The sequence below is a fragment of the Mesorhizobium sp. M1C.F.Ca.ET.210.01.1.1 genome, from assembly GCF_004791585.1.
GTDB lineage: Bacteria > Pseudomonadota > Alphaproteobacteria > Rhizobiales > Rhizobiaceae > Mesorhizobium.
In genome coordinates this window covers 227,954-241,283 of sequence record NZ_SRUU01000002.1, presented here as the reverse complement: position 1 = coordinate 241,283, position 13,330 = coordinate 227,954, and the positions used below count along the sequence as shown (strand labels likewise).

12 protein-coding genes are annotated in these 13,330 nt (G+C 64.3%); 5 read left to right on the top strand and 7 right to left on the bottom strand.

Translation table 11 applies throughout. The annotated features are described in order from the left end of the window. The 3 genes from EN853_RS03260 to EN853_RS03250 all read right to left on the bottom strand — a co-directional run bounded on the left by EN853_RS03260 (position 1) and on the right by EN853_RS03250 (position 3,128). Positions 1–1,557, bottom strand: a complete 1,557-nt coding sequence (locus tag EN853_RS03260) for an NADH-quinone oxidoreductase subunit NuoF (RefSeq protein ID WP_127857832.1) — start codon at positions 1,555–1,557, stop codon at positions 1–3. Then, positions 1,554–2,033: a formate dehydrogenase subunit gamma gene (locus EN853_RS03255; protein WP_127857831.1), complete on the bottom strand. Its 480-nt coding sequence runs from the start codon at positions 2,031–2,033 to the stop codon at positions 1,554–1,556. The genes EN853_RS03260 and EN853_RS03255 overlap by 4 nt, the downstream gene beginning before the upstream one ends. 195 nt (positions 2,034–2,228) lie before the next feature. After that, complete coding sequence (locus EN853_RS03250; protein WP_127857830.1) at positions 2,229–3,128, bottom strand: LysR family transcriptional regulator; 900 nt, start codon at positions 3,126–3,128, stop codon at positions 2,229–2,231. 158 nt (positions 3,129–3,286) lie between these two features. On the opposite strand from EN853_RS03250, the gene EN853_RS03245 reads away from it, so the two are divergent. Next, the gene (locus EN853_RS03245) at positions 3,287–3,928 is read left to right on the top strand and encodes a DUF47 domain-containing protein (protein WP_127857962.1); all 642 of its coding nucleotides are present in this window, start codon (positions 3,287–3,289) and stop codon (positions 3,926–3,928) included. Between the two features lie 2 nt (positions 3,929–3,930). Further along, positions 3,931–4,935 (top strand): inorganic phosphate transporter, encoded by a 1,005-nt coding sequence (locus EN853_RS03240; protein ID WP_127857829.1) that lies wholly within the window; start codon positions 3,931–3,933, stop codon positions 4,933–4,935. Positions 4,936–4,964: 29 nt separating this feature from the next. On the opposite strand, the gene EN853_RS03235 is transcribed toward EN853_RS03240, so the two are convergent. After that, entirely contained in the window at positions 4,965–5,342 is a 378-nt protein-coding gene (locus EN853_RS03235; protein ID WP_127857828.1) for a VOC family protein, read from the bottom strand. Between the two features lie 225 nt (positions 5,343–5,567). Here EN853_RS03235 and EN853_RS03230 point away from each other — a divergent pair, with 225 nt between their 5' ends. Then, positions 5,568–6,755: an Mrp/NBP35 family ATP-binding protein gene (locus EN853_RS03230; RefSeq protein ID WP_245516811.1), complete on the top strand. Its 1,188-nt coding sequence runs from the start codon at positions 5,568–5,570 to the stop codon at positions 6,753–6,755. A gap of 68 nt (positions 6,756–6,823) precedes the next feature. On the opposite strand, the gene EN853_RS03225 is transcribed toward EN853_RS03230, so the two are convergent. Further along, positions 6,824–7,276 (bottom strand): carbon monoxide dehydrogenase subunit G, encoded by a 453-nt coding sequence (locus tag EN853_RS03225; RefSeq protein ID WP_127857826.1) that lies wholly within the window; start codon positions 7,274–7,276, stop codon positions 6,824–6,826. 150 nt (positions 7,277–7,426) lie between these two features. On the opposite strand from EN853_RS03225, the gene EN853_RS03220 reads away from it, so the two are divergent. Beyond that, positions 7,427–9,232, top strand: a complete 1,806-nt coding sequence (locus EN853_RS03220; RefSeq protein ID WP_127857825.1) for an IlvD/Edd family dehydratase — start codon at positions 7,427–7,429, stop codon at positions 9,230–9,232. Positions 9,233–9,360: 128 nt separating this feature from the next. After that, positions 9,361–9,759, top strand: a complete 399-nt coding sequence (locus tag EN853_RS03215) for a hypothetical protein (protein ID WP_127857824.1) — start codon at positions 9,361–9,363, stop codon at positions 9,757–9,759. An 18-nt stretch (positions 9,760–9,777) separates the two neighbouring features. Here the strand turns inward: EN853_RS03215 and EN853_RS03210 are convergent, their stop codons facing one another. Both EN853_RS03210 and EN853_RS03205 read right to left on the bottom strand, forming a co-directional pair. After that, positions 9,778–11,367 (bottom strand): trimethylamine methyltransferase family protein, encoded by a 1,590-nt coding sequence (locus tag EN853_RS03210; protein WP_127857823.1) that lies wholly within the window; start codon positions 11,365–11,367, stop codon positions 9,778–9,780. A 220-nt stretch (positions 11,368–11,587) separates the two neighbouring features. Beyond that, positions 11,588–13,081, bottom strand: a complete 1,494-nt coding sequence (locus EN853_RS03205) for a PLP-dependent aminotransferase family protein (RefSeq protein WP_040993852.1) — start codon at positions 13,079–13,081, stop codon at positions 11,588–11,590. Positions 13,082–13,330: the final 249 nt, after the last annotated feature.

Here is a 13,330-nt window from a genome sequence, read left to right as displayed (position 1 = left end):
CTATTCAGCAGCCACGCGCGCCGGCGCAGGCTTGAAATCCTCGGGGAAATGCGTGATCGAGCTCATCACCGGGTAGGGTGTGAAGCCGCCCAGCGCGCAGAGCGATCCGAACTTCATCGTGTTGCAGAGGTCGGTGACCAGAGCGAGGTTCTTCTCCGCTTCGATCCCTGCTGCGACCTTGTCGAGAACCTCCATGCCGCGCGTCGAGCCGATGCGGCAGGGCGTGCACTTGCCGCAGCTCTCGATGGCGCAGAACTCCATGGCGAAGCGCGCCTGCTTCATCATGTCGGCCGAGTCGTCGAACACGGTGATGCCGGCATGGCCGATCAGCCCGTCCTTGGCGGCGAAGGCCTCGTAGTCGAACGGCGTGTCGAACAGAGCGCGCGGGAAATAGGCGCCGAGCGGGCCGCCGACCTGCACCGCCTTCACCGGACGCCCCGACGCCGTGCCGCCGCCGATCTCGTCGACGATCTCGCCCAGCGTCATGCCGAAGGCCGTCTCGAACAGGCCGCCATGCTTGACGTTTCCGGCGATCTGGATCGGGATCGTGCCGCGCGAGCGGCCCATGCCGAAATCCTTGTAGTAGGCGGCGCCCTTGTCCATGATGATCGGCACCGAGGCCAGGCTGATGACGTTGTTGATCACCGTCGGCTTGCCGAACAATCCTTGGATCGCCGGCAGCGGCGGCTTGGCGCGCACCACGCCGCGCTTGCCTTCCAGGCTGTTCAAGAGCGAGGTTTCCTCGCCGCAGACATAGGCGCCGGCGCCGACGCGGATCTCCATGTCGAAAGTATTGGGGGAGCCCAGCACGTTGGCGCCGAGAACGCCCGCCTTGCGGGCGATCGCGACCGCCTTGTTCATCGTCGCCACCGCATGCGGATATTCCGAGCGGATATAGACGAAGCCCTTGGTCGCGCCGGTCGCGATGCCGGCGATCGCCATGCCTTCGATCAGCACGAAGGGATCGCCTTCCATGATCATGCGGTCGGCGAAAGTGGCGCTGTCGCCCTCGTCGGCGTTGCAGACGATGTATTTGCGGTCACCCGCCGTATCCAGCACCGTCTTCCACTTAATGCCTGTCGGGAAGCCGGCGCCGCCGCGGCCGCGCAGGCCGGATTCCGTCACTTGGCTGACGATGTCGGCGGGCGTCATCGCCACAGCTTTCTGTAGACCGTTCAGGCCGCCATGCGACTTGTAGCTGTCGAGCGAGAGCGGATCGATGACGCCGCAACGCGCGAAGGTCAACCGCGTCTGCTTGGCCAGGAAGGGAATCTTGTCCGGCGCGCCAAGCCAGCGCTTGTGCGGGCCGCCCTTGAGGAAGCCGCTGTCGAACAGGCCCTTGACGTCCGACGGCTTGACCGGTCCGTAGGCGACGCGGCCCTCGGCGGTCGCCACCTCGACCATCGGCTCAAGGAAATAGGCGCCGCGCGAGCCGTTGCGCACGATCTTGGCCTCGACGCCGCGCTCCTTGAGCTCCTTCTCGATCGCCCTGGCGACCTTCTCGGCGCCGAGCGCCAAAGCACCGGAATCGGCAGGGACGTAGATGCGCGGGATCATGAACGCACCTCCGCGACGATCTCTTCGATCTTCTCGTCGTCGAGCCGGCCGATTACTTCGCCGTCCAGCATCGCCGACGGCGAGCAGGCACACAGCCCGAGGCAGTAGACCGGCTCCAGTGTAACCGATCCGTCGCGCGTGGTCCCGTGGAAATCGATGCCGAGCAATTGCTTGACCTTGGCGGCGACAGCCTCCGAACCCATCGACTGGCAGGCTTCCGCCTGGCAGAGCTTCAGCACATGCCGGCCGGCCGGCTGGCCGCGGAAATCGTGATAGAAGCTGACCACGCCGTGCACTTCGGCCCTGGAGAGGTTCAGCCCGTCGGCGATGACCGGGAGTGCTGCCTGCGGCACATGGCCGAACTCTTCCTGGATCTCATGGAGGATCGGCAACAGCGGACCTTCGAGGTCCTTCAACTCCTCGATGATCGCCGCCGTGCGCGACGCGATCTCGGTACTTGCAGGCTGCATCGGCATGCAGCGCCCTCCCTGGTCGTGGCGACCCAATGTATGTCACCCCCTAGATATAGAGCGGTTTCGGGGTAATGGCATGCACCGGGCGCAATATCGCTAAGTCCTTACGAAATCAGAGGAAACCCCTGAAATCAATAAAGCCGTTTCGTTGCTCGATAGAAAATTTCTATCAACGACGATCGGTCCGCATTGTCTAGCCTAGCGGTGGGCGCGGAAATCGTCTGCCAGCGCCATTGCCTCGTCCAGCAGCGCCTGCACCAGCGGCGTGTGCGGCTCGCGCGGCGCCGCCACCAGCCCGACCGTGTGGCTGGCATCCGGCTCGACGATCGGGATGGCCCGGATGGGTTCCGAAAAGCCGAATGTTTCCGCGAGGTTGAGCGGCATGATCGATGACCATTTGCCGGTCCGGATATGCGAGAACAGCACGATCATCGAGTTGGATTCCAGCGTTGGCCGCACCTGCACCCCGGCTTCCGCCAGGTGCTGGTCGATGATGCGCCGGTTCTGCATGTCCGGCGTCAGCAGGCAGAGCGGCAACTGGCTGATCTCGGCCCACGTCACTTTGTCGCGGTCGGAATAGGGGTTCCCGATCGCGGTGATCAGTTGGTAGCGCTCCTCATAGAGCGGCACGCTAATCACCCGCCCGAGCGGCTCGTTGTCGAGATAGGTGATGCCGGCATCGATGTCGAGATTGCCGAGCAGCGTCAGCACCTCGATCGAGGTGCGCGACAGGATCGAAAAGGTGACGCCGGGATGCTTTTCGCGAAACGGCGTCGTCAGCCGCGCGACCATGGCCAAAGCGGTGGGGACTGCCGCGATGCGGATGCGCCCCGACAGACCGCGACGCGCCGCCCGCATCTCTTCCTTCATCGCCCTTGCGTCGCCGACGATGCGGCGCGCCCACTCCAGCACCTGCATGCCTTCCGGCGTCAGGCCTTGGAAGCGCGAGCCGCGCAGCACCAGCATGACGCCCAACTGCTCCTCGAGCTGCTTTATGCCGGCCGACAGCGTCGGCTGGGTGACGCCGCACACTTCGGCCGCGCGGCCGAAATGCTCCTCCTTGGCCAGAGCGATAAAGAATTCCAGCTTGTCGATCATGCCATACGATCCGCCACGGTTCGTCCAAGGTCGGAGAAATCGCCTCGCTTCGCAAGGCACAACCAAAATCGGGTCTCGTCCACATTTTTAAGCCGGCTCACCTGTTTTCCCGTGCTCTGCATGGGGTTATGTGGATGAAACGCGGTAAGGAGGACGAGATGCTGGGTTGGTTTCGCAAGTTGTTGCCGCGCGAGGATCGCTTCTTCGATCTGTTCGAGCGGCATTCGCGCACTGTCGTCGGCGGCGCCGAAGCCTTGGAGCAATTGCTTGCCGGCAACGACGTCGAGCGTTGGAGCCAGAAGATCGTCGAACTCGAGAATGAGGCGGACGTCATCACCGCGGAGGTTCTGCTTGCCGTCAGGCGCTCGTTCATCACGCCGTTCGACCGCGGCGACATCAAGGATCTGATCCAGTCGATGGATGACGCCATCGACACGATGCACAAGGCCGTCAAGACCGTGAAGCTGTTCGAGATGAGGGAGTTCGATCCGTTGATGCGGGAAATGGGCGGCGTCATCGTCCAGGCCGCCCGCCTGGTCGCCGAGGCGATACCGCTGCTCGGCAAGGTCGGCGCGAACGCCGCGCGCCTCAATGCCATCGCCGAGGAGGTCATGCGCGTCGAGGGGCGCGCTGACGATCTGCATGAGCAGGGCTTGAAGGATCTCTTCAGGAAGCACGGCAACGGCGATGCCATGGCCTATCTGATCGGCTCGGAGATCTATGGCCAGCTGGAGAAGGTCGTCGACCGCTTCGAGGACGTCGCCAACGAGATCAGCGGCATCGTCATCGAGAACGTGTAGCGATGGACGCCACTATCGCCTTTCCCCTGCTGATCGGCCTTGTCGCCGTGGCGCTGTTCTTCGATTTCCTCAACGGCCTGCACGATGCCGCCAACTCGATCGCGACCATCGTCTCCACCCGCGTGCTCAGGCCGCACTACGCCGTGTTCTGGGCGGCGTTCTTCAATTTCATCGCCTTCCTGTTCTTCGGCCTGCATGTCGCGGAGACGGTGGGGAAGGGCATCGTCAACGCGGAGATCGTCACGCCGGCGGTGATCTTCGCCGCGCTTGTCGGCGCCATCGTCTGGAACATCGTCACCTGGATCGCCGGCATTCCGTCGAGCAGCTCGCATGCGCTGATCGGCGGACTGGTTGGCGCCGGCGTCGCCAAGGCGGGCACGGGCGCCATCGTCTGGTCCGGGCTGGGCAAGACGGTCGCGGCGATCGTGCTCTCGCCGGCCACCGGATTCGTGCTGGCGCTCGTGCTCGTTCTCATCGTCTCCTGGCTGTTCTTGCGCCAGACTCCGTTCGCCGTCGACAACGCCTTCCGCGTGCTGCAGTTCTTCTCGGCTTCGCTCTATTCGCTGGGACACGGCGGCAACGACGCGCAGAAGACCATGGGCATCATCGCCGTGCTGCTCTATTCGCAAGGCATGCTCGGCCAGAGCTTCTACGTGCCGCTGTGGGTGGTCATCACCTGCCAGTCGGCACTGGCGCTGGGCACGTTGCTCGGCGGCTGGCGCATCGTTCACACCATGGGCTCCAAGATTACCCGGCTGAACCCGATGCAGGGTTTTTGCGCCGAGACCGGCGGCGCCATAACCCTCTTTGCCGCCACCTGGCTCGGCGTCCCGGTGTCGACGACGCACACCATCACTGGCGCCATCATCGGCGTCGGCGCCGCGCGCCGAGTCTCCGCCGTGCGCTGGGGCATTGCCGGCAACATCGTCGTGGCATGGGTGATCACGCTGCCGGCGACGGCGGCGATCTCGGCGCTGACCTATCTCGCTACGCGATTGGCCGGATGAGACGATCCGGATCCGCCTGACAGCGGCAGCTATTCGCCGACCAGGTTCAGGATGTTGCCGTCGGGATCCTTGAACCATGCGACCTTCACGCCGGAGCCGACGTGAATATCGCCCTCGAGCGCAAGGCCGGGCATATTGTAGTGCTCGAAGGTGACACCCTTCGACCTCAGCGACTTGACGATGGGCTCGATCTGGTCGCCGACTGCCCAGGTTGCGGCCGTCGCCTTGTTGGTGCCGGCGAATTGCGAACGATAGACGTTGATGAGCGTGTCACCGCTTTTGTAGACGATCAGTTCGCCGTCGATGTCGTCCACTTGGCTGAGACCGAGCATGCCTTCATAGAAGGCCTTGGCCTTCTCCAGGTCCTTCACCGCGAGATTGGCTGTCGCATTGCTGTTTTCGAGCATGACCCGTCTCCTTCTTCGGTTCGTGCTGATGCTTGATGGTAACCGACATAGCGCGAGCGACATGTTTGGCCATGATCAAGCTCCAGCCCCGGTTCGGGTTCTGGGTCCCGATCGGCAAACCCGACACCAGCCGTCGTTTTCCGGAGCACACAGGGCGAGCCATTGCTCCACGGCTTGGTTCTGCCGGGAAACTGCACTATCTGGACGCCAAACCCCGAGGAAAAAATCATGGCCGTCACCAAAGAAATCGTCATCGAGCGCCTGAAGACGGTGAACGGGCCGGACTTCACCGGCAATATCGTCGACCTTGGCTTGGTCTCCGAGATTTTCATCGCAGACTCCAAGGTGTTCTTCTCGATCACCGTTCCCGCGGCCCGCGCCCAGGAGATGGAGCCGCTGCGCGCCGCCGCCGAGCGTGTGGTCAAGGCCATACCGGGCGTCGCCAATGCGGTCGTCGCGCTGACGGCGGAGAAGAAGGGTGGCGGCATGGAAGCGCCGGTTCCGCCGCGCCAGTCTTCGCAGGCAGCGCCGTCGAGGCCTGCCCCGCAGGCAGCGCCGCAGCGTCCCGCCCCGCAGGCGCCCGCCTCCCACAGCCACGGCAAGCGCGGCGTGCCCGGCATCGACGCGATCATCGCCGTCGCCTCCGGCAAGGGCGGCGTCGGCAAGTCGACCACCGCCGTCAACCTGGCGCTCGGTCTTGCTGCCAACGGCCTGAAGGTCGGTGTGCTCGATGCCGACATCTACGGGCCCTCGATGCCGAGGCTGCTCAACATCCATGGCCGGCCGCAGACCGTCGACGGCAAGGTCCTGAAGCCGATGCAGAATTACGGCCTCAAGGTCATGTCGATGGGCTTCCTGGTCGACGAAGAGACGCCGATGATCTGGCGCGGCCCGATGGTGATGTCGGCCCTCACCCAGATGCTGCGCGAGGTCGAGTGGGGGCCGCTCGACGTGCTGGTGGTCGACATGCCGCCCGGCACCGGCGACGCCCAGCTCACCATGGCCCAGCAGGTGCCGCTCGCCGGCGCCGTCATAGTCTCGACGCCGCAGGATCTGGCGCTGATTGATGCGCGCAAGGGCCTGAACATGTTCAAGAAGGTCGACGTGCCGCTGCTCGGCATCGTCGAGAACATGAGCTACTTCCTCGCTCCCGACACCGGCAAGCGCTACGACATTTTCGGCCATGGCGGCGCGCGCCGCGAGGCCGAGCGCCTCGGCGTCACCTTCCTCGGCGAAGTGCCGCTCGAAATGGGCATCCGCGAAAGCTCGGACGCCGGCACTCCAGTCGTCGCCTCCAAGCCGGATGGCGCCGAGGCCAAGATCTATCGCGACATCGCCTCGAAGGTCTGGGACAGGGTCCAGGAGGAGCGCGGCGCGGCCGAAGCCGCGGTGCCCTCGATCGTGTTCGAGTAGGCCTGCCTGGCCGGCGGATGAGGGCGGCCCGCGCTAGATAACCGAGTGTTGTTCAGGCGCGGCGCCAGCTAAGCGGCGCCGACTTTCTCGCCGAACGTCGAGAAGAACTGCCCGGCCAGCTTCTTCGAGGTCGATTCGATCAGCCGGCTACCGAGCTGCGCGATCTTGCCGCCGACATCGGCCTTGGCGGCGTATTTCAGCACCGTCGTGTCGGCGCCGTCGGCGGTGAGCGTCACATCGGCGCCGCCCTTGGCGAAGCCGGCGATGCCGCCCTTGCCTTCGCCCTGGATGGTATAGGAGTGCGGCGGCTTGAGGTTCTTCAGCGTCACCTCGCCGTTGAAGGTCGCCTTTATCGGTCCGATCTTGAGCACCACGGTGGCGGACATCTCGGTGTCGGATTTCTTTTCCAGGCTCTTGCAGCCGGGGATCGCCTCTTTGAGAATGTCCGGATCGTTGAGGGCTTTCCACACTTTCTCAACGGGTGCGGCGATCCGCTCCTCGCCTTCGATCAACAAAGCCATCAAAACCTCCCGGATTGCTGATGTCGATTGGTCGTAGCGCGCGGCCTCAAACAAGTCTATCGCACCAAAGTCCGGGTCCGCGACGCACCTGCCTCTTGCCTGCATGAACGCATTGTCATATCGATTTGTCATACAAATACGGAGACCACGATGGCAGGCGCCCCCACCAAGAAGAAGAAATTTCGCTCGCAGGAGTGGTTCGACAATCCCGACAATCCGGGCATGACGGCGCTCTATCTCGAGCGTTACCTCAATTACGGGCTGACCCGCGCCGAGCTGATGTCGGGCAAGCCGCTGATCGGCATCGCCCAAACCGGCTCCGACCTCTCGCCCTGCAACCGGCATCACCTTGAACTCGCCAAGCGCGTGCGCGAAGGCATCGTGTCGATGGGCGGTATTCCGTTTGAGTTCCCGTGCCACCCGATCCAGGAGACCGGCAAGCGCCCGACCGCGGCGCTCGACCGCAACCTCGCCTATCTCAGCCTCGTCGAGGTGCTCTACGGCTATCCGCTCGACGGCGTCGTGCTCACCATCGGTTGCGACAAGACCACGCCGGCGCTGCTGATGGCGGCGGCTACCGTCAACATCCCGGCGATCGCGCTTTCGGTCGGCCCGATGCTCAATGGCTGGCACAAGGGTAAGCGCACCGGTTCCGGCACCATCGTCTGGGAATCGCGCCAGCGCCTGTCGGCCGGCGAGATCGACTATAACGAGTTCATGGACATCGTAGCCTCATCGGCGCCGTCGACCGGCTACTGCAACACCATGGGCACCGCCACCACGATGAACTCGCTGGCCGAGGCGCTCGGCATGCAGTTGCCGGGCTCGGCCGCGATTCCCGCGCCCTATCGCGAGCGCGGCCAGATCGCCTACGAGACGGGCAAGCGCATCGTCGACATGGTGCATGAGGATCTGAAGCCCTCAGACATCATGACCCGCAAGGCGTTCGAGAACGCCATCGTCGTCAACTCGGCCATCGGCGGCTCGACCAACGCGCCGATCCACCTCAACGCCATTGCCCGTCATCTCGGCGTGCCGCTCGACAATGACGACTGGCAGAATATCGGCCTCAACGTGCCGCTTCTGGTCAACCTCCAGCCGACGGGCGAATATCTCGGCGAGGACTATCACCATGCCGGCGGCGTGCCGGTGGTGGTGGCCGAGCTGATGAAAGGCGCCCTGTTGCCGCATCCCGACGCGATCACCGTCAACGGCAAGACCATGGGCGACAATTGCAAGGACGCCGTCAACGAGAACCCGGACGTGATCAGCAGCGTCACCAAGCCGCTCAAGGCCAATGCCGGCTTCATCAACCTCAAGGGCAATCTGTTCGATTCCGCGATCATGAAGACTAGCGGCATCTCGCCGGAATTCCGCGAGCGCTATCTCTCCAACCCGAACGACCCTGAGGCATTCGAAGGCAACGCCATGGTCTTCGACGGCCCGGAGGATTACCACGCCCGCATTGACGATCCGGCGCAAGGCATCGACGAGCACACCATCCTGTTCATGCGCGGCGCGGGTCCGGTCGGCTATCCGGGCGGCGCCGAGGTGGTCAACATGCAGCCGCCGGCCTACCTTATCAAGAAGGGCATCCATTCGCTGGCCTGCATCGGCGACGGCCGCCAGTCCGGCACGTCCGGCTCGCCGTCGATCCTCAACGCCTCTCCGGAGGCGGCCGTCGGCGGCGGCCTCGCCCTGCTCAAGACGGGCGACCGCGTTCGGATCGACCTGAGGAAGGGCACCGCCAACATCCTCGTCAGCGACGAGGAGATCGCCAAACGGCGCGCGGCGCTGCAGGCCAACGGCGGCTACCACTATCCCAAGCACCAGACGCCGTGGCAGGAGATCCAGCGCGGCATGGTCGACCAGTTCTCGGCCGGCATGGTGCTGAAGCCGGCGGTGAAGTACCAGGACGTCGCGCACACCAGCGGCGTGCCGCGCGACAATCACTGAGTTTAGCGATTAGCGAAATCGAGGGGCGGCTTGCGACGAGCGGGCCGCCCCTTCTTTTTGCCCTTGTATCGGCCGCACGGCGCATCCAGATAGGCGTCATACCGGCAGGCTGAGAACACGGGACCTTTATGGCGAAACGGCGCTCTTCCTTCGGCTTCCTCGGCATGTTCGGCCGCTCTGGCGATCTGCGCCAGCTCGACGACGCCCTGCGCGCGGCCGATCTGCATCCGGCGCTGGTGCCGGAAGGGGTGAAGCTTACCATCGTCAATCTGATGAACGACCGCTGGCCGGAGGAGCCGCCGCCTGCAGCCTATTCATCGGTGGCGCAACTGTGCAGCTATTGCGTTGCTGGACCGGACGTGTTCGAGCAGGCCAACGGCAGGGAGCGCACGCTGGAGGCCGAGCGCCGCATCGAGGCCGCGCTCGAAGCCGGCGACAGCTTCGATGCGCAGATCGTGCTGATGACGCTGCATGCGAAGCTGATCAACGCCGACGTGGTCGAGCGGTACGAGTTGAGCGCGGAGTGAGCTGCGAGAGCGCAGCGATCAGCCGCCCATCCTATTGCGAGGCAGCTTGATCATCTCGCCGAAGCGGGCGCGCAGCTTGTCGTCGACGAGTCGCGACACATGGCGTGGGAAGCGCTCGGCCAGAACGCGCTTCTTCTCGGCGATCGCCCGCTGCAATATGTCGGGCCGACCTTTCTCGTTCCATTCCTTCGGCGAGAAACGGTCGCCGACGGCAGGATAGAAATATTCGGTCTGCATCAGCTTCAGCGTCTGCTCGTTGCCGAGATAGTGACCCGGACCCTTGAGGCAGACATCGGCGATCGTGTCGATCGACAGCGCCTCGTCGGTCACCTCGATGCCGCGCACGCAGCGCAGGCAGTGGCCGAGCATGTCGTTGTCGATGATCAGGCTTTCGAGGCAGAAGCCGAGCAGCGAGGCGTGCATGCCGGCCGATTCATAGACAAGGTTCAGGCCGGAGAGGCCTGCCATCACATTGGTGATGCCCTTCTCGTAGCCGGACTGGATGTCTGGCAGCTTCGAGTCCGTCATGCCGGCGGCCGAGCCGCCGGGCAGGTCGTAATATTGCGCCATCTGCGCACAGGCTGCGGTCAGCACCGCCTGCTCGGCCGAGCCGCCGGACATGGCGCCGGTCCTGAGGTCGGAGACGAACGGCCAGGTGCCGAAGATGGCCGGATGACCGGGTTTTATCGCGTTGACATAGACCAGGCCCATCAGCACTTCCGCCACCGCCTGCACGACGGCGCCGGCGATCGCGGCGGGGGCTGTCGCGCCGGCCTGGCCGGCCGACAGGAGCAGGATCGGGATACCGCCCTCGACGCAGGCCTCGAGCACGCCGCAGGCGTCCTCGGCGAACTTCATCGGCGGCACGACGAAACAGTTCGAGTTGGATACGAACGGCCGCGCGCGGAAATTCTCCTCGCCGCCGGCGATCGCATAAAGCATCTCCAGCGCCGGCTTGACGTTTTCGCGCACCGTGAACGAGGTGCCGACATGCTTCGATGTCCCCATCACGCAGGCATAGAGCGTGTTGAAATCCATCTCGAGCGGGTCGGGGATGTCGCGCGGCACCATCGTGCGCTGGAAGAAATGGATGTTGTCGAGCCCGTCGACGAGGCGGGCGGCATCGTAGATGTCCTGCAATTGCGATTCGCGGTATTCGCGCCTCTCGACATCGACCAGATGCACCGCGGCGCCCGCCGTGCCGTAGTGCACGCGCTTGCCCTGGATCACCATGTCGTGCTTGGGGTCCTGGCCATGCAGCGTGAAGTGGCGCGCCGCTTTTTTGATCGTGTCGAGCACCAGCGCGCGCGGCAGGCGGATGCGGCCGTCATCGCCATAGATCGCGCCGACCTTGGTCATCGCCTCGATGCAGGAGGGGATAGCGTTGGCGAAGCCGACTGTCTCCAGAAGCGTCAGCACCGCTTCGTGGATGCGCTCGCGGTCGTTCTGGCTCAATGGGCCGTAGCTGCCGCCTTCGAGGCCGGCCCGCACCGGACGGATGTCGTCTGCCAAAGGCGCCGCCCGCATAGCGCGGCGCGCTTCGCGCCCGCCGGAACGCCGCGAACGCTGGTCCGACGACGCTTCCTGCTTCTCGAGAGCCACTGACATGGAAAGCACTCCACCTTTAGCTTTTCAGGGGCAGGGTGCGTGGCGGTTGGTCCACCATCGGCCTGCCTCGTCCCCTTTGTTGCTCGACTATGCCGCCGGCATTGGTACAGCCTATGAGCCAGCCAATCCCGTCGAATATGCCAGAGTGCTAAAGCTATGAGGCGTGCCAAAAACAAAGAGAGCCGGCGAAGCGCCGGCTCTCTTTGGAAATCTACAGCGATCAGGCCGCGGCAGGCCTGCGGCCGGCTGCCGTGGCGAGCTCGCGGATACCGGGCTCGATATGCTGCAGCGAGATCGAGGAGATGCCCAAGCGCATGAAACGGGAGGGTTTTTCGCTGCGGTCGAAGAACCGGTCGCCGGGTTCGATGATGACGCTGCGCGACGCGGCCGCCTCGGCTAGCCCACGTGAATCGGTGCCGCGCGGGCCCTCCAGCCACAGCGATGTGCCGCCCGCCGAATCGGTCGAACGCCACTCTGGCAGGAAAGCAGAAATCGCATGGACCAGACGCTTGCGCCGCTCGTCGAAGGCGGCGGAGAGCCTGCGCACCAGCGCCTCGTGGTGGCCGAGCGACAAAAACAGCGCCACCGCGCGCTGGTTGTTTGCCGGCGGGTGCCGGAGCATAAAGCGGCGCAGTGCCCGAAGCTCGGCGATCAGCCCGGCCGAGGCGACGATGTAGCCAAGCCTCAAGCCAGGCGCCAGCGTCTTCGACATCGAGCCGACATAGATGACGCGGCCGGAACGATCGAGGCTCTTCAGCGCCTGCTGCGGCGCCTCGTCAAGAAGCTGGCTGTCATAGCCGTCCTCGATGATGATCTGGTTGTTGCGGTTGGCCCGCGCCAGAAGATCCTGCCGCCGTTCGGCCGAAAGCGGCACCATGGTCGGGCAATGGTGGCTGGGCGTCACGAAGACGAAGCCGGAATCGCTGGGGATCGCCGAGGTCACGATGCCCGACTGGTCGACAGGAACCGGCTGGATATCGGCGCCCGCCAGCCGGAAGATCGAGCGGGCGTCCGGGTAGCCGGGGTCTTCCATCGCCACCTTCGAGCCCTTGGTCATCAGCAGCGAGGCGAGCATGTAGAGCGCGTTCTGCGCGCCCAACGTCACGATGATCTCGTCCGGATTGGCGAAGATGCCGCGGCGCGGCAGAAGCCGGGCCTGGATCTGCTCGATCAGCAGCGGATCGTCGCGGTCCACCATGTCCGACGCCCAGTTGCGGATCTCGAGTACGGCCAGCGCCATGCGGTTGCATTCGCGCCATTCGGCGGTCGGGAACAGCGCCGGGTCGAACTGGCCGTAGACGAACGGATAGGAGGACTTGATCCAGTTGTCGTGCTTGGCCGGCGGCGGCATGTCGCTGGCGGCGATCTGCCGGCGCGCCTTCCAGTCGATCTCGTTCTGCTGGTCGGGCGCCTTCTGGTGCGGCTTGGCGGGGGTGGCCAGCACGTCGGGGTTGACGAAATGGCCGCGCCGCTCGCGCGCCACCAGGAAGCCCTGGTCGACCAACTGCTGGAAGGCAAGCACCACCGTGCCGCGGGCAACGCCAAGTTTTTCCGCCAGAATCCGGCAGGACGGCAGCGGCATCGAAGCAGCGATTTGTCGGTCGAGGATGGCTGCGACGATCGCCTGTCGGATCTGCGCCTGGAGGGTTTGTCCGGATTCGGCCGAAATCCGGAACAGGCCGGACCATATGGCCGTGTCATTGCGCTGTGGCATGGGAGATCTTCCTCGGATGGCCAGCTGTTTTCACTTGGCTGGACCAGTCGAGTGTAGGGGTGGCACAAGGTGTTGCGCCAATCAATTTTTCTGATCGCTGGGATTTATGCCAGTGATCCATTGGTCACAGAGGTGATCCATTGGTCACGGAAGTGATCCATCGGTTGTCAAATCATGCTGCAACGCATCATAAAACCGTGATGCGCCGCGTCATCGCCATGCTTGAATGAAATGGAAATCGGCACAATA